This is a genomic window from Thalassotalea marina (genome assembly GCF_014656435.1).
Classification (GTDB): domain Bacteria; phylum Pseudomonadota; class Gammaproteobacteria; order Enterobacterales; family Alteromonadaceae; genus Thalassotalea_C; species Thalassotalea_C marina.
In genome coordinates this window covers 327612-347737 of sequence record NZ_BNCK01000003.1, presented here as the reverse complement: position 1 = coordinate 347737, position 20126 = coordinate 327612, and the positions used below count along the sequence as shown (strand labels likewise).

The 20126-nt window shown below is 40.1% G+C and carries 16 protein-coding genes; 9 read left to right on the top strand and 7 right to left on the bottom strand.

Going from position 1 to position 20126, the window contains the following annotated elements:
* The first annotated feature begins 69 nt into the window (after nt 1-69).
* Complete coding sequence (locus IE199_RS08030; RefSeq protein ID WP_189768994.1) at nt 70-369, top strand: c-type cytochrome; 300 nt, start codon at nt 70-72, stop codon at nt 367-369.
* A 47-nt stretch (nt 370-416) separates the two neighbouring features.
* On the opposite strand, the gene recQ is transcribed toward IE199_RS08030, so the two are convergent.
* The gene (gene recQ, locus IE199_RS08025) at nt 417-2222 is read right to left on the bottom strand and encodes a DNA helicase RecQ (RefSeq protein WP_229854602.1); all 1806 of its coding nucleotides are present in this window, start codon (nt 2220-2222) and stop codon (nt 417-419) included.
* A 131-nt stretch (nt 2223-2353) separates the two neighbouring features.
* Here recQ and IE199_RS08020 point away from each other — a divergent pair, with 131 nt between their 5' ends.
* Nucleotides 2354-2809, top strand: coding sequence for a thioesterase family protein (locus IE199_RS08020; protein ID WP_189768992.1), 456 nt, complete (start codon nt 2354-2356; stop codon nt 2807-2809).
* A gap of 112 nt (nt 2810-2921) precedes the next feature.
* Nucleotides 2922-3812, top strand: coding sequence for an EamA family transporter RarD (gene rarD / locus IE199_RS08015; protein WP_308436236.1), 891 nt, complete (start codon nt 2922-2924; stop codon nt 3810-3812).
* Here the strand turns inward: rarD and IE199_RS08010 are convergent.
* Nucleotides 3809-5710 (bottom strand): YfiR/HmsC family protein, encoded by a 1902-nt coding sequence (locus IE199_RS08010; protein WP_189768990.1) that lies wholly within the window; start codon nt 5708-5710, stop codon nt 3809-3811. The genes rarD and IE199_RS08010 overlap by 4 nt on opposite strands.
* 127 nt (nt 5711-5837) lie before the next feature.
* Between IE199_RS08010 and IE199_RS08005 the strand changes: the two genes are divergently transcribed.
* Complete coding sequence (locus IE199_RS08005) at nt 5838-7952, top strand: TonB-dependent receptor plug domain-containing protein (RefSeq protein WP_189768982.1); 2115 nt, start codon at nt 5838-5840, stop codon at nt 7950-7952.
* On the opposite strand, the gene IE199_RS08000 is transcribed toward IE199_RS08005, so the two are convergent.
* Nucleotides 7949-9193 carry a diguanylate cyclase gene (locus IE199_RS08000; protein ID WP_229854601.1) on the bottom strand — a complete coding sequence of 415 codons (1245 nt, stop codon included), beginning with the start codon at nt 9191-9193 and terminating at the stop codon, nt 7949-7951. The two genes, IE199_RS08005 and IE199_RS08000, sit on opposite strands and share 4 nt — an antisense overlap.
* Nucleotides 9194-9652: 459 nt before the next feature.
* Between IE199_RS08000 and IE199_RS07995 the strand changes: the two genes are divergently transcribed.
* The 5 genes from IE199_RS07995 to IE199_RS07975 all read left to right on the top strand — a co-directional run bounded on the left by IE199_RS07995 (nt 9653) and on the right by IE199_RS07975 (nt 15507).
* Complete coding sequence (locus IE199_RS07995; protein ID WP_012537714.1) at nt 9653-10309, top strand: quinolone resistance pentapeptide repeat protein QnrS2; 657 nt, start codon at nt 9653-9655, stop codon at nt 10307-10309.
* Nucleotides 10310-10514: 205 nt separating this feature from the next.
* A complete protein-coding gene (locus IE199_RS07990; protein WP_024592040.1) occupies nt 10515-11648 on the top strand; it encodes a tyrosine-type recombinase/integrase in 1134 nt (377 codons plus the stop codon).
* A gap of 7 nt (nt 11649-11655) precedes the next feature.
* Nucleotides 11656-13308 carry a site-specific integrase gene (locus IE199_RS07985; protein ID WP_024608497.1) on the top strand — a complete coding sequence of 551 codons (1653 nt, stop codon included), beginning with the start codon at nt 11656-11658 and terminating at the stop codon, nt 13306-13308.
* The gene (locus tag IE199_RS07980; protein WP_024608498.1) at nt 13305-15110 is read left to right on the top strand and encodes a site-specific integrase; all 1806 of its coding nucleotides are present in this window, start codon (nt 13305-13307) and stop codon (nt 15108-15110) included. Before IE199_RS07985 ends, IE199_RS07980 begins: the two co-directional genes overlap by 4 nt.
* On the top strand, nt 15103-15507 hold the full coding sequence (locus tag IE199_RS07975; protein WP_024592037.1) for a hypothetical protein: 405 nt from the start codon (nt 15103-15105) through the stop codon (nt 15505-15507). Before IE199_RS07980 ends, IE199_RS07975 begins: the two co-directional genes overlap by 8 nt.
* A 158-nt stretch (nt 15508-15665) precedes the next feature.
* Here the strand turns inward: IE199_RS07975 and uvrD are convergent, their stop codons facing one another.
* From uvrD to dapF, 4 genes are read right to left on the bottom strand one after another with little or no spacing between them, the layout of a single operon-like run.
* Nucleotides 15666-17840 (bottom strand): DNA helicase II, encoded by a 2175-nt coding sequence (gene uvrD, locus IE199_RS07970; protein ID WP_189768980.1) that lies wholly within the window; start codon nt 17838-17840, stop codon nt 15666-15668.
* Between the two features lie 31 nt (nt 17841-17871).
* Nucleotides 17872-18576 (bottom strand): HAD-IA family hydrolase, encoded by a 705-nt coding sequence (locus IE199_RS07965; RefSeq protein ID WP_189768978.1) that lies wholly within the window; start codon nt 18574-18576, stop codon nt 17872-17874.
* Between the two features lie 2 nt (nt 18577-18578).
* Nucleotides 18579-19292 (bottom strand): DUF484 family protein, encoded by a 714-nt coding sequence (locus IE199_RS07960; protein WP_189768976.1) that lies wholly within the window; start codon nt 19290-19292, stop codon nt 18579-18581.
* Complete coding sequence (dapF, locus tag IE199_RS07955; protein ID WP_189768975.1) at nt 19289-20119, bottom strand: diaminopimelate epimerase; 831 nt, start codon at nt 20117-20119, stop codon at nt 19289-19291. Before dapF ends, IE199_RS07960 begins: the two co-directional genes overlap by 4 nt.
* Between the last annotated feature and the right edge of the window lie 7 nt (nt 20120-20126).

Genomic DNA, 20126 nt, shown 5'->3' with positions numbered 1-20126 from the left:
TGATCTTTTTTCATATAATCGATAAAGGCTATTTAAATTTTCTAATCAATAAGTAAGAGAGATAACGGTATGAAAAAAATTATTTTAACCGTAGCTGCTACAGTGGCGCTAGCTTCTCCAGTTTTTGCAGCTGATATTGCTGCGGGCAAAGCAAAATCTGTAACTTGTACGGCGTGTCATGGCGCTAACGGTGTTTCTGCTATTCCAATGTATCCAAACTTAGCAGGACAAAAAGAGCAGTATATTTTGAAGCAACTTAAAGACTTCAAATCTGGCGCTCGTAAAGATCCTGTAATGGCGCCTATGGCTGCTCCATTATCTGAAGAAGATATGAAGAATTTAGCGGCTTACTACGCAAGCTTAAAATAAGCTCGCAGTGAGATTTGCTTAAAAAAACGCTCTTAAAGAGCGTTTTTTTATACCTGATGTTCTTTAATTAAACTGATAAAAGCTGATCCATATCGGTCAAGTTTGGTGGGCCCAATACCACTGATATTAAGCATTTCTCTATCCGTTGTTGGTTTATATTTAGCTAGCTCAGACAGTGTTGCGTCGTTAAAAACAATATACGGCGGAATATCTTCAGCATCAGCAATGGTTTTTCTTAATACCCTAAGTTTGGCGTATAACCCACGATCGTAACTCGCTGAACTGTTTGATTGGCGCCAGTAGCTGGCTTTTTGTAATCGAGGTGCGGCTAAGAGTAAAGGTTGTTCGCCTTTTAATATACTACGTGAAGCTTCGGTTAATACTAAGGCAGATTGTTGACTAATATCCTGTTGTAAAAAACCTAGATGTATCAACTGTCGAATTATTGCATGCCAATACCCAGGTGTTTTATTTTGCCCAATACCAAATGTTGATAATTTATCGTGGCCATTACGAGAAATTTTCTCAGATGTTTGGCCACGTAACACGGCAACTAGATAATCAGCGTTAGCTTTTTGTTCGGTTCTAAACACACAAGAAAGTGCCATCTGTGCCACTGTCAGGCCATCAAATGTTGTTGGTGGGTCAATACAGATATCACAATTGCCACAAGCGCTCTGTGTGTACTCGGCAAAGTAATTCAGTACTACTTGTCGACGACAGGTTTGTGCTTGGATAAAGTCGCTGACGGAGTTAAAGCGTTGTTTTTCAACTTCTCGCTTATGTTCGTTTTCGTTGCTTTCGATGCGCTTGAGAATTTTCTCTGCGTCGCTATCGCTATGTAAATAAAGAGCCTCAGCCGCGAGACCATCTCGCCCAGCACGACCTATTTCTTGGTAATAAGCTTCAAGTGTTCTAGGTGGTTCAAAATGAATTACATAACGTATATTAAGTTTGTTAATCCCTAAACCAAAGGCGACCGTTGCGACAACCACTTGGATTTTATCCTTGGCGAAATTGTCTTGCACTATCGAGCGAATTTCGTTTTCCATCCCACCATGGTAAGCAGCGCAGTTAATGCCAGCAGATGCTAAGGCTTTACTGAGATTTTCTACCTGCCATCGGCTACTACAATAAACGATGCCACAATCTTGGCTACGCTTTTTGATATAGGCTGTTACTTGCTCGGTGCCTTTGTATTTATCAGCCATTGTTAGTCGAATATTTGGCCGATCAAAACTGTCTAAATGAATATAAGGATCATTAAGCTGTAGCTGAGAGAGAATATCTTTTCTGGTTGTAACATCTGCTGTTGCAGTGAGTGCCATGACAGGAATATGTGGGAACCAGTGTTTAATTTGCGCCAATCGAGTATAGGCCGGCCTAAAATCGTGGCCCCACTGTGAAATACAATGTGCTTCATCAATGGCAAATAACCTAATGGGTAATGATGATAAGCCTTCTAAAAAATATGCTTGTGTCAGCCTTTCTGGCGCAACATACAATAGCTTGAGATCACCTGCGGCTAAACGCTTAAAAATATCGTTGATCTCTGTTTGTGGCAGTGTTGAATTAACGTATGCGCTTTTTATGCCTTGTCGTGTTAGGCCATCAACTTGATCTTTCATCAATGCAATTAATGGCGAAATGACGATGGTGATGCCATCGAGCATGGCTGCCGGTAATTGATAACACAAAGATTTTCCGCCGCCAGTTGGCATCAAAACTAGAGAGTCTCTGCCCGAAAGAGCTTGCTCTATAACAGCTTCTTGTCCGCTACGAAACGCAGAATATCCAAAATATTGTTGTAAGCTGTCAATAAGTGAAACGGCTGGTATTGGGCTGGCGATCAATGTGGTTCTTCGTAAAATTTTAAGGCGGCTTATTCTACCCTAAAGCATCAAAGGTGTTGACCTTTGAATTTGCATTTTTGGCATTTTTACTGCTAAATTGCATGAATAAAACAAGTCCGACCAGATAAGTTATGCAACAAGAACAAATTTTTCAGCAAATGGCACATTTTTGGAATACCGGAATGCCATTTAACCAATTACTTGGTTTAACGATTGTGCAATTTAATGCACAAGAAGCCGAAGTTCGATTTGATTGGCAAGATAAATTAATTGGTAATCCAGTACAAAAAATTCTACACGGTGGTGTGACTGCCTCAGCATTAGACTTGGCGGGAGGTGTTGTTGCTGCTGCCAATATCATTGAACAATTAGATGACTTGTCAATTGAAAACATTGAACGCAATATGCGAAAGCTCAGCACCATTGACCTGCGTACAGACTTTTTAAGACCAGGGCGTGGACAACATTTTGTTGTAACTGCGCGAATTATTCGCAGTGGCAGTAAAGTTGCGGTCGCTCGAATGGAATTACACAATGAAGAGAATGTCCACATTGCGTTTGGCACAGGTACCTATATGGTAGGTTAAGCTTTGCTATAAGAAAGAATTGAGACTAATTGAAATTGATTTATCATCACAATATCTCAATTTTGCTTGCTGCGTGTTAACATTTACATTTATCACCCCTGAAACGAACATTGTGCAAAATAACGAACAAAAACTTGGTGTTGTAAATGCCATCGCCGCTTACCTCATGTGGGGCTTAGCCCCTATCTATTTCAAAACATTAGAGTCGGTGAATGCTGATGAAATCATGGTGCATCGTGTGGTTTGGTCTAGTGTGTTGTTACTTTTGTTTGTCTTCGCTACCGCGCGGATACGAGCCGTTATCAGTACTCTAGTACAGCCAGGTGTCTTGATTAAGCTTACTATCAGTGCCTGTTTTTTAGGTTTTAATTGGTTTTTGTTTATTTGGGCGGTAAATAATGATCACATTCTCGATGCCAGTTTAGGTTATTACATCAATCCGCTTTTTAATGTAGCACTTGGTATGGTGTTTCTAAATGAACGCTTAAGAAAGTGGCAGCTTGTGGCTGTGTTATTGGCCGTTATCGGGGTATTGATTCAAGTTGTTACCCTTGGAGAGTTGCCTATTATCTCCCTTGCATTAGCGGGTTCTTTTGCTATTTATGGTTTGATTAGGAAAAAACTGCAAGTCAACTCTATTGCTGGTTTGCTTATCGAATCGAGCGTTATGCTGCCAATAGCGTTACTTTATTGGTTATGGTTTGTGAATTCCTCGACCAGCAATATGGCTGAAAATAGCCTGAGTTTAAATCTACTTTTTGTATTTGCTGGCATAGTAACAACAGCTCCTTTGTTGTGCTTTACCGCTGCAGCAAAACGATTGACTCTATCTACGGTAGGTTTCTTTCAGTACATAGGCCCAAGTATAATGTTTGTTTTAGCTACCTTTTATTATGATGAACCTTTAGAGCCTTCTAAACTCGTTACTTTTGGTTTTATTTGGTTAGCACTGGTTATTTATAGTGCTGATAGTATGAAAACCTATCGTAAACTTAAGGTTTAATGACTGATTTCAAGGGGTAATTGCAAGGTGAATATTGCCCCTTCATTCGGTTTACTCTCGATACTGATGTTACCTTGCAATTTTTGACGAATAATATTGTGCACAATATTCATTCCTAAACCCGTGCCACCACTGTGACGTTTCGTGGTAAAAAATGGTTCGAAGATATTCTGCAAAACTTCTTGATTCATCCCTACACCATCGTCGGTGTATACGACTTCTACCATATCATCGGCTTTGTTGACATCAATTGTAATATTGCCTTGGTCTCTATTTTCAAAACCATGTTTTAATGAATTGGTGACTAAATTTGTCAGCACTTGAGCCAATGCGCCAGGGATCGTGGTAATTTCTACTTGGTGTTCACCGCTGTATTGATAGCTGACATGAAAACGCTTTAATTCTGCGGATAATGTTTGCATCACTTCGTTAATATAGGCTGGCAAATTTATACTTCTGACTTCACCGACAACTTGATCGGCAGCAACTTGTTTAAAGTTATTGAGCAATTCAATAACTCGATTTAACGATGAAGTGTTGAGTTGTGCTGCGTGTTCCATATCTGTCACGTAGCGTTTCATTGCTGATTTGGTTAAACGACTATCTTCAAAGAGTGTTTTAATCTCTTTTGTGGACTCTAAAGATGAGCTGGTTGAGGTAACTGCGATGCCTAGTGGTGTATTAATTTCATGGGCGATACCTGCGGTTAGTTTACCCAGTGAAGCGAGTTTTTCTGACTGTACTAGTTGATCTTGCATTTCTTTTAAATTGGTGAGTGTTTGGCTTAATTTTCGTGTTGTTTTTTTATTTTTAATAAACAACATCACCAACAAAATACTGATGAAGATGACGGCACTAATAAATATCGCAAGGATCATCAAATAAAACTGCTGTTGTTCAATTAGCGCGGAACGCTGTTCTAGCTCAACATTTTTCTGATCAAGTTGAAGACCTTGTTGGTTGATTTGTGATCGTTGCTTAGAAATGATATTTCTATTTTTTGCAATACGTTCTTCCATTTCAATGTTTTTGAGCTCTTTTGCTGAGACTTCACTTTGCTGTTTTTCTAAGTCTTGTTTCATCGCGGTCAACTGCACAATTACATCACTGAGTTGCTTTTCCTTAATACTTAGCGATTGCTGTTGTTGATTGATGTCTTTTTTTAGTGCCAACAGCTCAATTTGACGTTGTTCTGCAATATGTTGGCGTTGCTCAAGTTCTTCATTCAGTTGCCTAAGTTTCACGGAGGTATTTTTTAAAGAAGCACTTTGCTGTGCTAAGTCAGCTTTTAACTCTGCTTCGCGCAGACGCATTTTTTGCATTGCCACTTCGGTTTCTCGATAAAGCTGCGCAACATCTATTTCAGTACCACCAAGTAGTAACAACTCGTTTGATATAGATAAGCCTTCATAAACGATATTTGATTTATTAATTTCAAAACCAATTGCTGAAGTTTCAACATTAAGGAACAGGTTGATCATAATGTTGTGTTTATCTTCACTATTGTAAGTGACTAATAATGTGTTGGTTTTTCTTAAATCAGACGCTAGTAAAGTAATATCAATAGCAGGGGAAACTTCTACGTAGACTAAATCTGCTTGTGCCGCTTGAGTTAATGAATCAGCAGAAATAACTTCAATATCGGTGTTTTTAACCTGGCGGCCGGAAAGTTGTGATTTGACGATTTGAAAAAATGCATCGTTTTGATAAATGGCGATAACATAACGTTTTTTGTCGGAATCATTAGGCCAATTAACGTGTTTGAGGAAATTATACAAATATGCCGTTTTCACTTGTTCGCCATCTAACTGTTGGGCATTGACACTAAACAGCGAACACAACAGCAGCACAACAAGTGTCAAAATGACTTTAGGTGATTTAAACCAAGTAAACGACATTAAGCAACATTCCCCTTTGTTTGTTAAATACTTTACTGATTTTTAATGAACAACGCACGCTAAAATTTGACCCAATTGACAGGGTATTATAGTCTCAGAAAAATACGCTCTTTAAACATAGAAGTTAATGTTCAACTGGTTTACCACTTTTGTCTTGTTGTTGCTTGCTATTCCTAGCCTAGCGTTTGCTGATAATCAATCGGAAGTCGATTGTATTAAACACAACCGTCTGCTTGATTTTTCACTTCAACAATTAATTGAGACTAAAGTTACCGTTGCTTCGTTATCAGAGGAGACTGTTGCACAGGCGCCTGTTCCCGTTACTGTGATTACTGAACAAATGATAAAACAGAGCGGAGCACTAGATCTTAAAGAATTATTACTTACCTATGTACCTGGGTTTACTGATGTAGAAGATCAAAATGAAATTAATATTGCAGCGCGCGGTATTTTTACTTCGGCACAGCAAAAGATTTTATTCTTAATTAATGGCCACAGACTTAATAGTCGAAGTTATGCTATGGCAACCCCAGATCCAAGTATTTCACTGGACAAAATAAAGCAAATTGAAGTGTTAAGGGGGCCAGCTTCTTCGCTTTATGGCAACGTTTCTTTAACAGCAACCGTTAATATTGTACTCAAATCTGCCAATAGCAGTGATAGCTTGGTTAAAGCGACTATCGGCCAGTTTGGCCAGCGTGGATTATCGATTAACTATACACTTAATGAAACAGATAAAGCTTTACTGATCTGGGCGGCAACCTATAAAGCTGATGGTGAAATTAAAACACTGCAACCACAAGATACCTATAACGCAGTTCCCAGTGAAGAAAATAAAGTTATTGTTGGCGGAGTAAGGGATAAAGCCCCGTATGATATTGGCATGTCACTTGAAACGGCTCAAGGTAGCGTTTTACTAAATGCTAGAGCAAGTCATTATATTGAGCCATTCAGTGCTGGTGGGCTCAGCGGGGAAACCTATAAATATAATGCCTTTGATAGAATTAACGGCAATAGCCCGGGTTTTGGTTATCAAGCTGTGCATGCAAATTATCAAACACCACAATTAAACCTAGCTCAGTGGTCACATGAACACGCAATTTATTTTGATAAACATAAAGTGGAAGCGGTGATTGTTATTGATCCCAGCTTACCCAGTTATGGTGGTCCAACTTGGAGTGAAAAATCTTGGGGCTTATTGAGTAAATTTAGTCGAAGGTTTGGTGATAGCGAATTGTTACTAGGTGGCCAGTTAGAGCATTACTCTGTATACGGTGCGACTTTTCCTATTGGCATAAGAAGTTTTCGTGTAAACACGGTAGATTCTAATTTATTGCCTAGTGGTAGTGAAAGTAACTACTCACTTTTTGCACAATATAAAAAGACATTAAATGAGCATTGGCAAGCTAACTTAGGATTAAGGTACGATATTAAAAATCGTCGAGTGACCGATAATTTAACCCAGTTAAGTCCACGGTTAGGTCTTGTTTATCAAAATCAAGATACTAGCGTTAAGTTAAGTTACTCTGAAGCATTTGTTGACGCGACCTATTGGAATCGTTTTTCTAATTTAGCGTCATTTAAAGGCGCCAAAACTCTTAAACCTGAAAAACTTAAAACTTGGCAAGTTAGCCCTACATTTAACTTTCCAAATCATGACCTACAGCTAACAACTAGCTTTTTTTATGATCAGGCGATCGACGTTATTTTCCGCGACAACAGTGCAATGGAGAATAACTACAGTAATGCGGGTCGGTTAGAAACGGTAGGGGTTGAACAAGAGCTACATTATATTCAACCTCAATTTAATGTCAGATTAAATGCCAGTTATCGACATGCAAAAAGTAGTGAAAAAATCGCTATAGATCATGGGTATATCAATAATGTTCCCAAAATTAACGCCAATATGATCTTGGATTACAAAGTCACCGATCATCTAAATGTGCATATTGCTCTGCGTTATGTTGGTAAACAATACTCGCCTATTGATATTCAACGTGATGGCAATCGTGTGGTAGATCCTTTTCCAAGAACAGGAGTTGATTATTTTAAACCAAACAATTATCAACCTGCTCTATGGTTAGTTAACACCAATATTAATATTCAGCTTAATGAGCAGTTAAACTTGAGTGTCAGAGCTGATAATTTGTTGAATAAAGAGTACCAGCTGGGCGGCTCTACTTTGCATCCATACCCTAAAAAAGGTCGCTGGTTAACGGCGCAATTAACTTACGATTTTTAATCGATAGTTTTATTTGAAATACAAATTTGATTACGGCCATTCTCTTTAGCTTGATAAAGTGCAACATCAGCAGCGGTTAATTGTTCACTCAATGGCGCTCGACTATTTAAAACTATGCCAATACTGATACTACAGTGTATTTGGTGTTGTTCAAAATGAATTGGAGCAGCTGCTAACGCACGCCTAAAATCATCCAAACGATTCACAATTTGCTCTTGTTCAATCCCAGGAATCAACACCGCAAATTCCTCACCACCCAAACGAGCTAAGAGCGCTGATGTCAAATGCTTACGCATAAATGAAGACAGTACTTTAAGGATATGATCGCCAGCATCATGTCCATACTCATCATTAATTTTTTTAAAAAAATCAATATCTAACATGGCTAGTGCATAATGCACTTCATTGCTAAGGTATTTATTAATGTAACCTTGACCATTAGTGAAAAATGAACGTCTGTTATGTAGTTCTGTCAGGTAATCTGTATTAGCGGCCTTTTGGATTTGCTCTATGTTGTAAAGGTTTTCAATGTTTTGCATTAATCGACAATAAAACTCTTCTGGGCAAAATGGTTTTCGAAGAAAATCATCTGCGCCATTTTTAATAAAGCGTGCTGATAACATAGAGTTACTAACACCAGAAATGCCAATAACCGCTAGTTTATCTCGACTATAGTGTTTACGTATTTCGTTAGTGAGCTCAATACCATCCATTTCAGGCATTTCTAAGTCGGTAACCACCAGTTTAATTGTTGGGTTGCGCGTTAGCAGATCTAACGCTTTTTTACCTGTGTCTGTGACAAAAACGGTAAAGTTTCGTCGCTTTAGCAGCTCGACGATATGGTTGCGTGCTGCCTTTGAATCGTCTACCACTAAAACAGCAGTGCCTTTATTTCTTTTTTGCCAAAACAATATACGTTTTAGATACATAAATGCTTGGCTGTTTTCTTTGGGGATGTAGTCAATAACAGGTAAAGAAAGTATCTTGTTGCGAGTTTTTTCATCCATGCGGCCGGTCATAACAACACTGGGAATACCATGCGATAATACATGTTCTATCACTTCACCGTCTTGTGCATCAGGTAAAGAATAATCCAATGTTGCAGCATAAAAGTCATTCTTATGTTCAAGGATGCCTTTAACCTCAGTTAAACTGGCAGCGACAGTGACGTCATAATTTAATGATTCTGCAATTTGCTGAATTATTTTTGAAATGGCGAGACTATCTTCTACAACTAACAACTTTTTTGTTATGCATACTTAAAAGTGTAACATCTCCTTTAATGGTTAATATCTGCGGTTGTAAGGGTGAACTGAACTAAAGCATAGTTCTTATAGAGGTAGTACTTTCTGTGCTGATTGGAATCTAACAGAGGCGATGTTGCCAAACTCATTTCTGCCCCATTCCTTCTTAGACCTTGTATCTACTTCAAATTGCAGGCTTCCGTTTAAGGTTACTTTACCTAATGGCGGACATCAGTAATCTATTGGGTTCCTTTTCTCTGTGGCTTTTTAAGCGGATAACTTTTTTCAATGGTGCCGCGTACTTTGAACGTTAACATAGAGGCTCAGGGCGCTATTTTACCCCCTTAAAATAGGCAAAATGAGGGTTTTTAAGATCTTGATTTTTAGTGTTTTTATTTTGTTGATGTGATGTGGCTTTGATGGTAGTGTTGCGTCCAGTTCATCATAGGAGTCAACATGGAAACCTACCGTCACACATATCGACACCACAGTTTTTCACATCAAGATCTAAGTGATATTACTTTCACTGCTTGCACCTTTATCCGATGCGATTTTCGACGTGCTAACTTGCGTGATGCGACATTTATTAACTGCAAGTTCATTGAACAGGGTGATATCGAAGGTTGCCATTTTGATGTCGCAGACCTTCGCGATGCAAGTTTCCAACAATGCCAGCTTGCGATGGCAAACTTTAGTAACGCCAATTGCTACGGTATTGAGTTACGTGAGTGTGATTTAAAAGGGGCCAACTTTTCCCGAGCAAACTTTGCCAATCAAGTGAGTAATCGTATGTACTTTTGCTCAGCCTTTATTACTGGATGTAACCTGTCTTATGCCAATATGGAGCGGGTCTGTTTAGAAAAATGTGAGCTGTTTGAAAATCGCTGGATAGGGACTCACCTCGCGGGCGCATCACTGAAAGAGTCAGACTTAAGTCGAGGTGTTTTTTCTGAAGATGTCTGGGGACAGTTTAGCCTACAGGGTGCTAATTTATGTCACGCCGAACTCGACGGTTTAGATCCTCGAAAAGTCGATACATCAGGTATCAAAATTGCCAGCTGGCAACAAGAACAGCTTCTCGAAGCGTTGGGTATTGTTGTTTTTCCTGACTAGATGCTTACGAATACCTGCTGATAAACTATACACAACATTAATACATTTTCTAATTCAAATCACCAGAGCTAGATCAATACTTCTAGCTCATTCTTGTCCAGAAACGTGTTACATACCAATGTCCACATAAAAAATCGTTTATTTTTGTAGCAAAGCATAATGCGTACAATTATACTGTGTTAATATACAGTGAATTAGGGCGATTATGCTTTGCATTAAATCCACATCTGACTTTGAAATTGAAAGTGTGAAGTACCCTAACTTTCCCCTCTTAACGTGGGAAGTTGATAATTCAGATCTAGGGATTGAATCAGGAATGCTTTGTGTAGAGGCGTTGCAGTTCTTGGTATATGAGTGCTTAAAACGAGGTCGAGTGAATAGTGAGAACACTTGGTGGACGTATGGCAATCACCTAGCTCAATTCCTGACATTCTGTGAGCAGAACAGTTTGGATTGGCGAGACATTTCAGAAAGCAGTGAAGATGAAATGTTAGTCAGTGCTTATCGTGACCTTTGTGTTGGTGAGTTTGGCATGTCGGTAAATTCAACCAATCAGCATTTAAGAACGATAGTGCGTTTCTATTCTTATGGCGTCGGTAAGTGGTTTAAGTCATTACCTTACTCTCTAGAATCCGTTTCAGTGAATAAAGGCCAGCAGTTTTTAGCTCATACAGAAAGAAATGGTGGTAAGAAATACAGCTCTGATTTGATGATGAAAACCTTTGAGAAAAAAGCTCAATTTTTATCGGTAATTGAAGTGCGAGATCTTTTATCTGCGATTGAAAATTCAACCTTAAAGCTGATGGTTCGCTTATGTCTACAGACAGGAATTAGACGAAAAGAACTGTTGCTGTTTCCCTTGAATATAATAAGAAAGCCTACTGGAAACAGAGCTTACTATGAGGTCAATATTTCACGAACCAAAGGTGAGAAAGAGCGCAAAATACACATCCCGACACGATTGATGGAGGACTTGTGGCGTTATGTCAATGAGGCTCGTTTTCAGAAGCAACAAGAGTCGGAAGTGGAGTCAAATTGCTTGTTTTTAACGCCTGATGGTCAAGGGTGGGCTTCTCAAGGTTCTGCTTTTGGTAAGGCTCTCAAGTCGCTTAAATTACCCTTTCACGTATCACCGCATATGTTAAGGCATACTTATGCAACGCACATGCTGAAAGGAATGTTAGAGCATAAAAGCAGTAAATTTGAACCGTTGATGTACCTACAAGCTCGGCTTGGACATTCAAGTATCACAACCACGATGAAATATTTACATTTGGTTAATGATTTGGTCGATGACTTGTCGATTGAGTATCAACAACAGATTGATGCGATTGTGTAGGTGAAATATGGCGAGACAAAGAAAAAAACTGTCTATTAACAAAGACAAGCTAAAGAAAACATCGGCAGTAGAGTCAACAACTGACACTGCTCAAAATCGAGAAATAGTCCGACCAATCAACCCTGTAGTGAATTACCCGAATATCGGTTCAAAAGGTGGCAATGGTTCTAACGTCAATTTTACTCGTTTCTATGGCAAAGGTTATGACGACATTACAAATCGAGTGTACTACACCGCAAAAGCTCTGCTGAAAAATACCGATGCTCTTAGCGAGGAAACTCAAAAAGGTTATTTTAAAAATGGTTTTTTCCATTTCGCTGAATACCTTACATTATTTAGGTATTCAGCGGGTGAGGACTTAACACAAGATGACATTACGCCAGAGTTGATCGAGCAATATTTACTGCACCTTAGAGGTTGTGAGTTAGGGTATAACACCCTAAAAGGTTACTACACTCATCTCAAGTCAATGCTGATACACATGAGGGACAAGGGCTATTGGTCAGTCATTGATGACATAAACCTAAACAGTGATTTCTTTCCTAAGAGCCCATTTCCAAATTCAAGTAAACGTGCAAAGGGCGAGAAACCACTGACTCCCCATGAAAAAAGGCAGGTGGTGGTTGCGCTAAAACAAGCAATTAAGCCGATTTATCAAAAGACCGAACCACTAACAGGTTATCAGTTAACACTGTGTTTGTTAGCTGTGGCGATTCAGACAGGCATCAACACATCTCCGCTTCTCAATATGACTACCGACTCATTGACCGACCACCCACTTAAAGATTGCCGCAAGCTCTTAACCGTATTCAAAAAAAGAGGCAACTCCACGCAATTGCACAATTTACGAAAATCACAGGAACTTGAAGTAGTGCAAGGAATAAAGCTTGATGTGGCTTATCTTATTGAGGCTATCATTGAGCGTAATAGCCAAGTGAGAAAGTCTATCGATTCCGACTTGTTATTTGTCTATGAGTCTAGAGTTGCCCACATAGGTGCCGAGAGAGGTACGGCCTCCTCTCTAGCAGAAAGGCTGCTTAGATATAACATCAAAAAATTCATCAAAGAGTACGACTTAAGAGATGAAGATGGTCGAACGATGAAACTTAATGTAAGCCGTTTTCGCAAGACGTTCATCAATGGTATTTATGAGCTGAGTGGTGAGAGTTTGTTAATTGCTGCGCGGCAAGCCAAACACAGTGGGACAGGAACGCTTGACCACTACCTGCAAGCTCCCGAGCAATCAAAGCGCAACTTGGGCTTAATGGGTGAGATACGAGTTAAAGAGCTAACGTGCGCAGAGCCAAGCGTCCCTGTAGGGCATTGTAAAGACCCTAAGAATGGCGATAAAGCACCGAAAAATGGCTCGTTCTGTAATGACTTTTTAGGCTGCTTCCGCTGTAAAAGCTTCGTTATTACAGGTGATGATTTGTATAAACTCTTTAGTTTTTATTGGGCGATTATTCGAAGCCGTGACGAGTTTGGTCGTAAAGACTGGAAGCGTCATTTAAAAAATGTTCTAAGAATCGTAGATGAAGAAGTTGTCCCTGAATTTGCTAAGCTTGGCCAGCTACAGCGTGTAGAGACTGAAAAAGAACGGGCAAGATCTAATCCACATCCGTACTGGCAAAACCTTGATATGTTGAAGGTGACGCAATGAGTTCAATTGAGTTAATACTCACACAAGCTGAGTTTGCAATTCAGCAATGTCCAAAGCCAAGCACCAGTGCGCTTGAGCAAGTCATTGATGGCTCTCTAACGGGTATCGTGACCTACATTAAACTCGCCAATGGTGAATACCAAACGCTATCTCGATTTGAGGAAGATGTATGGGTGTTTCCTGCTAGTAAAGGTACGAAAGCAACTATAGCAAGTGCATTAAACCTTACTTTTTCTACGATTGATGATACTCAAATGAAGCGCATGGCAAAGTGGGTAATCTGGAGCAAATTCAAAAAGGGGTTAGCTCTTAATACTCTTGTGAAAACATTGGACAAGTTGAAAAGTTATTTTCAGTGGGTTTTAAGTTCAGATACTACAGTTACACATGGGCTGACAGCTTTTACCTCAAATGCCTACGTTAGGCATGTAAATACCCTGCACTCAAAACGAAAAGGCGAGACTAAACCACTGACAGCAGTCACCAAGGTGGATAGATTCCGCATTCTAGAAGACCTTTATTACCACTGCAAAGAGTTTGATTTTGTCAAAGAGCATCCTTGGCCTCAATCAACCGCTAATGAGCAAGCAGGGTATGTTGGTGAAGCGTATCGGGAAGCCATTACCAAAGGTAAGACCCCCATTATTCCAAATAAAGTGCTAATTCCGCTGTGCCAGTTTACTAAATCATACCTAGATAAAGCTGATGAAATTCTGAAATCGTCAAAAAAGAGAGAAACATTGCTACTGCGAGATAGCTGTATCTTCTGGCTGTTACTCACAACGGGTATGCGTATCCATGAAATATTAGGCATTAAGCGTGATGCGTATCGCTCTGAAACGAAAGGTGACACCACTTACTACCACATCGAAACTGTCTCTGAGAAAACACATACAGGGTTAGCTGAGTGGATTGCGCCAAGGATAGCCACGGAAGCGATTGATATTCTTGGCCGTTTGAGCGCTCCACTTCAAGATCAACTTGAGTGTGATTTACTAAAAGCGAAAGCAAGCAACGATCATGTGGAAGCACATCGACTTGAGGAAATATCAAACCACATCTGCCTATCGAAAAACCTGGGAAAAGGAAACGCAATTTACCTATTGTCAGGGGTGGCAATGACTAACGCTAGGTTGCCAAACTTATGTGAACAGATAGGGAGTAATTGGAACCTATCAGCGCACCAATTCAGACGTACCTTTGCTAATTATGCGGTTCACTCTGAATTAGGTGACTTGAGAGCATTAAAAGATCACTTTAAACATTGGTCAATTACCATGACCACTTTGTATGCCTTTAATGATGCTTTGGATGCTGAATTGTTTGAAGAAATGCTTCGAGAGAAATATCTGGTTGAAGAAGAAATTAAGCAAGATTGGTTTGAACTAGACACGCCTATCACTGGTGGCGACATAGCTCAAAACATCATGAAGGTCCGTGAGGATAAAGAGTTAATTAAATCTTTTGGCTCTCTTAGTGCTATGGCAAAGGCATACTCTAGCTCCATACCAATTCGCTCAACAGGTATTGGGTGGTGCACCAATGATGATGAGTGTAAGTGTGGTAAGCCTGATAGCTGTGAAAGCGGCATTGTAGATAAGCGACACCTGCCTTATTGGGAGGGAATGCTAGTGCAGCAAATGAAACTGATGCAATTGGATGATATTGGTGAAGCTGGTAGAGCGGCGGTAAAAAAAGGCATGGAACGCTGTGAAAAGGTTCTAGTGGCATTGGGTATTGATGTTGAAGCTATGAAGCAAGAGATTAACGAGAGAAAGGATATCGAGGTGATAAATGTCTAACCAGAAAGAAAAAGCGACACATAAAGCGGTTCGACTTGCCATTGTTCGAATCGAAAAAGGTCGTCCAAATACTGTTTCTCATAAACGTAAAATGAGTGTCGCTGCCGTTGCCGAAGAAGCAGGTGTAAGTCGAGCATTGATTCACCGTGATTGCCCTGAACTATTAGAGCGTATTAAAGGCGGTGTAAACAAAGACATTCGACAGCAACGTGATGCCAAACAAACTGAACTTAATAAATACAAAGACCGCAATCGAGAGTTGCGGTCTGAGGTGGCAGAATTGAAAGCTATGCTCGCTAAAGTTCAATCACAAAATGCTACGTTAATACGAAAAAACATGGCTCTGAGCAATGCTCGTGCGGACAATAACAATGTAACGCAACTAATATACAGCTAATTGCCTGAATTTAATGGTAATAATTTCAAATTAAGGTTACTTTTGAGATAGTTAAAAACATCCAAAAGTGTAACCTTAAACAAAGTTATATAAAACATAAGGTTAGCTACAGTTACATGTAACGAACTATTTATAATTATTGACATACGACACTCTATTTAAAGGGCTTGTAAATTAGCATAGGCTACTACCAGCCATTTGCTACCCGCATCAGCAAAATTAACCTGAACACGACTTTGTGCACCGCTACCTTCATAATTTAACACCACACCTTCGCCAAACTTCTGGTGGTAAACTGATTGCCCTAACTTAAAACCTGTACCTTCAAAAGTTTCCAGTGATATTGTATTGGAAAATCTTCCAGTAGTTGCTGGCCTACTGACTTGATTTTGCATACGAATTTCTTCAACACACTCAGGCGGAATTTCTCGTAAAAAGCGACTCGCTGGGTGATATTTCTCTTGTCCGTATAATCGTCTGCTCTCAGCATGGCAGAGATATAATTTCTCCATCGCACGTGTCATACCCACGTAGCATAAGCGACGTTCTTCCTCCAAGCGGCCAATTTCTTCCATTGATTGCTGTGATGGAAACATACCTTCTTCAAGTCCAGCGATAAATACCAGCTTAAACTCTAAGCCTTTAGCTGAGTGCATGGTCATTAACTGAACGGCACTTTCAAATTCATCTGCTTGGCTTTCGCCTGACTCCAGCGCAGCATGTGTTAAAAACGCGGTTAACTTGCTTTGCTCTTGTTCTAATTCAGGATCTACTTCATAAGTTTGGCATGCAGTGACCAGTTCGTTTAAGTTTTCTATGCGAGCTTCAGCTCGTTCACCTTTTTCCGCTTGATACATGGCTTTCAAGCCACTACTTTGGATGACAAAGTTAACTTGCTGATCTAAATCTAAGTTACAAGAATCATCTTCTAGTTGATTAATTAAATCGACAAAATGATGAATAACTTTAGCGCTCCGACCTTTTAGCTCGTCATTGTCTAACATTACCTGACAAGCTTGCCATAAGGTAACACCTAAACTTCTAGCGGCATCTCGCACCAATGATAAAGTTTGGTTGCCAATGCCGCGTGTTGGAGTATTGATAATACGTTCAAACGCTGCATCATCGTCACGATTATTAATTAAACGCATGTAGGCTAAGGCGTCTTTGATTTCCTGACGCTCGAAAAAACGCAAACCACCATAAATACGATAAGGTAAGCCGGCTTGTAACAGGGCTTCTTCTAAAATACGAGATTGCGCATTGCTACGATACAAAATGGCAACATCGTTTAAATCACCATTATTCGAACGCCAGTCTTCTATTCTGCCAGCAATAAAACGGGCTTCATCAATTTCATTAAATGCCGTATAAACCGATATTTTTTCACCGGCATCGTCTTGTGTCCAAAGGTCTTTACCTAAGCGATTATTATTATTGCCAATGAGCTTGTTGGCGGCATTTAATATGTTGGCGGTAGAGCGATAGTTTTGCTCTAAGCGAATTGTTTTGGCGTCGTCAAAGTCATCAAGAAAACGTTGAATATTTTCTATTTTTGCACCACGCCACCCGTAAATAGATTGATCGTCGTCACCAACAATCATTACTTTACTTTGCTCGCGGCCAAGTAGATTTAGCCAAGCATATTGAATGGCATTGGTATCTTGAAATTCATCAACCAGAATATGCGAAAAACGTTGTTGATAGTGACGCAACAATACTGGATTGTTTAACCAAAGTTCGTGAGCACGTAACAACAGTTCTGCAAAATCAACTAAACCGGCTAAGTCACATGCATCTTGATAAGCTTGATACACTTTTACAAAGGTGGCTTCAGTTTGATCGTTGAATGTGTCTATATGCTGTGGTCTTAAGCCCTCATCTTTCTTGCCGTTGATGTACCACTGCATTTGTTTTGGTGGCCAGCGTTTTTCGTCGAGGTTTAAGGATCTCAAGACTCGTTTAACCAGTCTTAACTGGTCATCTGAATCAAGCACTTGGAAGCTTTGTGGTAATTTTGCTTCTTGAAAATGCATGCGCAATAAACGATGGGCTAAACCATGGAAGGTACCAATCCACATGCCATGAACGTTGCCTGCGGTCATTTGTTCAACACGGCCACGCATTTCGGCAGCCGCTTTATTGGTAAAGGTTACTGCTAAAATACTGTGAGGTGACACTTGTTCTACTTGCATCAACCAAGCAATGCGCTGTACCAAAACACGGGTTTTTCCACTACCTGCACCAGCTAGTACCAGCATGTTTTGTAGCGGAGCACCAACCGCTTCACGTTGTTTATCATTTAAGGCATCAAGAAGTTCAGATACATCCATTAGAAGTGGTCCAATAAAAATTTACTGTATATTATAACAGTCGTTTTAGTTCATTAACATCATTGAGTGCTAAGGTGGGTAATACTCGCAATGGTTCGCCGACATCGTAAGTCGAAATCCATGCAGCTTGGCAACCATATCGAATGGCACCTATCACATCATTGGCACCACAATCACCAACATGCAGTAACTCCTGGGGCTTGATGGCAAGCGTTTGGCAAGTATGGGCAAACATATCTGGCTCAGGCTTTTGTTTAAAAGCGCCACCTGCGTGATAAATTAAATCAAAGTACTGGGCAATATTAATCGCTTTAGTATCCACGTTGCCATTGGAGATCGCTACCAAAGGCCAGCGCTGTTTTAGCGCTTCTAAAAGTTGGTGCACAGCGTTTGGCACTTCGAAGTTGCTTCGCTGACTGACAAAGTAGCTTAACGCTTCTGCCGCCATTTGCTGTGCGTCATCGGTTGAGTAACCTAGCGCTGTAAAGCCCAAACTATAGCTATGACGTCGTAGCTTACCCACGTCATGTTGTAACAGAGGGTTTAGTGTTAGTGCTTGTTTTTTATAGGGTAACCAAAAATGATAGCCATACTCCTGACCTGCAGGGAGTAACGCTTGAAAATATTGCTGCATTTTAGCGTCGACAGCAATCATCACTGGATAATTGCTGTACAAGGTATCGTCAAGGTCAAAGCTAATCGCCTTAAATGGCGCCAATCGACGATAATATTGCATAACTAGGCGGGAGAAATCCTGACAATAAGTTTGGCAATCAGTTTACGAAATTGCTCAAGGAGTAAAGTGTCCATACGAGGGTCAAAATGATCAGCATCTTGGCTGCTAATCGCAATGAAGCCTAGATTTTGATCGTTGTGTTCAAGCTTAATAAGCACTACTGAACCTTCGCAATGTTGACCAAACACTAGTGTTTGTTCACTTTGTTGTATACGGCCAAAATAGTAATTTTGGTCAGTTAAACGTGCAGTAAAAAGAGCACTACAGTCTTCTGTTACTACGCTACTGTGCTCAACATTTTGATGGTCAAACAACCACACTTTCAAGTCTTTTAATGACAGCAACTCAGTAGTTGCCCTGTATAAACAATCTAATAACTCGCTTAACGATTGACTGTCGATCAAACGCAGGTACAAGTCACTATAAAGGGCAAATAACTGTTCATTTTGGTTGGCAACGGCTAATAACTGGGTAATTTCTTCTTCTAGGCTGTGTACTTTACTGCGTAATAGCTGCTGTTGTCGCTCGACTAAAGATACTGTACCGCGATGCATATCGTTGAGTCGCAGCGAGGTAATTATGTCATTGTTGCGATCAAAAAACTCAGGATTGTCGGCCAGATAATCCAAAATGATTTGATCGGTTAATTCTACATCCAGCTCTGATAACGGTGCATCAGTCAATAAGGTAGAGGATGGGTTTTCTTGTTTGCTCATAAATGTATTTGTCCATCAAAGACATGGACCGCAGGCCCAGTCATCTTGACTGGATTGCCCGGTCCTTTCCAATATATTTTTAATGTGCCACCGGGTAATTCCACGGTGACTTGTTTTGCTAATTTTTGTTGAATTTGTCCAACAACAACTGCAGCGCACGCGCCACTGCCACATGCCAGAGTTTCAGCAGCACCACGCTCATAAACACGCAGTTTGATATATTCAGGTGAAACTACTTCCATAAAGCCAATGTTAGCACCTTTAGGAAACCTATCATGTACTGCCAATCTAGCACCTAAGGTATCAACTGGTGCTTGATTGATATCATCGACAGTAATAACACAATGAGGATTACCCATAGAAACCGCACCACACAGCACGGTATCTTCCTCGCTACGCAGGATATAAGTACCTTCAGCCTTTTGGGCATTAAAAGGGATACGATTGGGCTCCATTTGTGGTACTGGCATAGTCACAGTGACGTTACCATCACGCTCAATGTATAACGTCATTTTTCCAGCATGGGTTGAAACGCGAATTTTATTTTTGCCAATTAAGCCTTTGTTTTTAACAAAACGTGCAAAACATCGCGCGCCATTGCCACATTGGTTTACTTCACTGCCGTCGGCGTTAAAAATGCGATAGTGAAAATCGAGATCAGGATCATAAGGTGGCTCAACAACCAGCAGTTGATCGAAACCAATGCCAAAGTTTCGGTCCGCTAACTGACGAATTTGCTCATTAGGTAAATACACATTTTGTGTCACATTATCGAGCACTAAAAAGTCATTGCCCAATCCATGCATTTTAGAAAAATTAACTAACATTTACGTC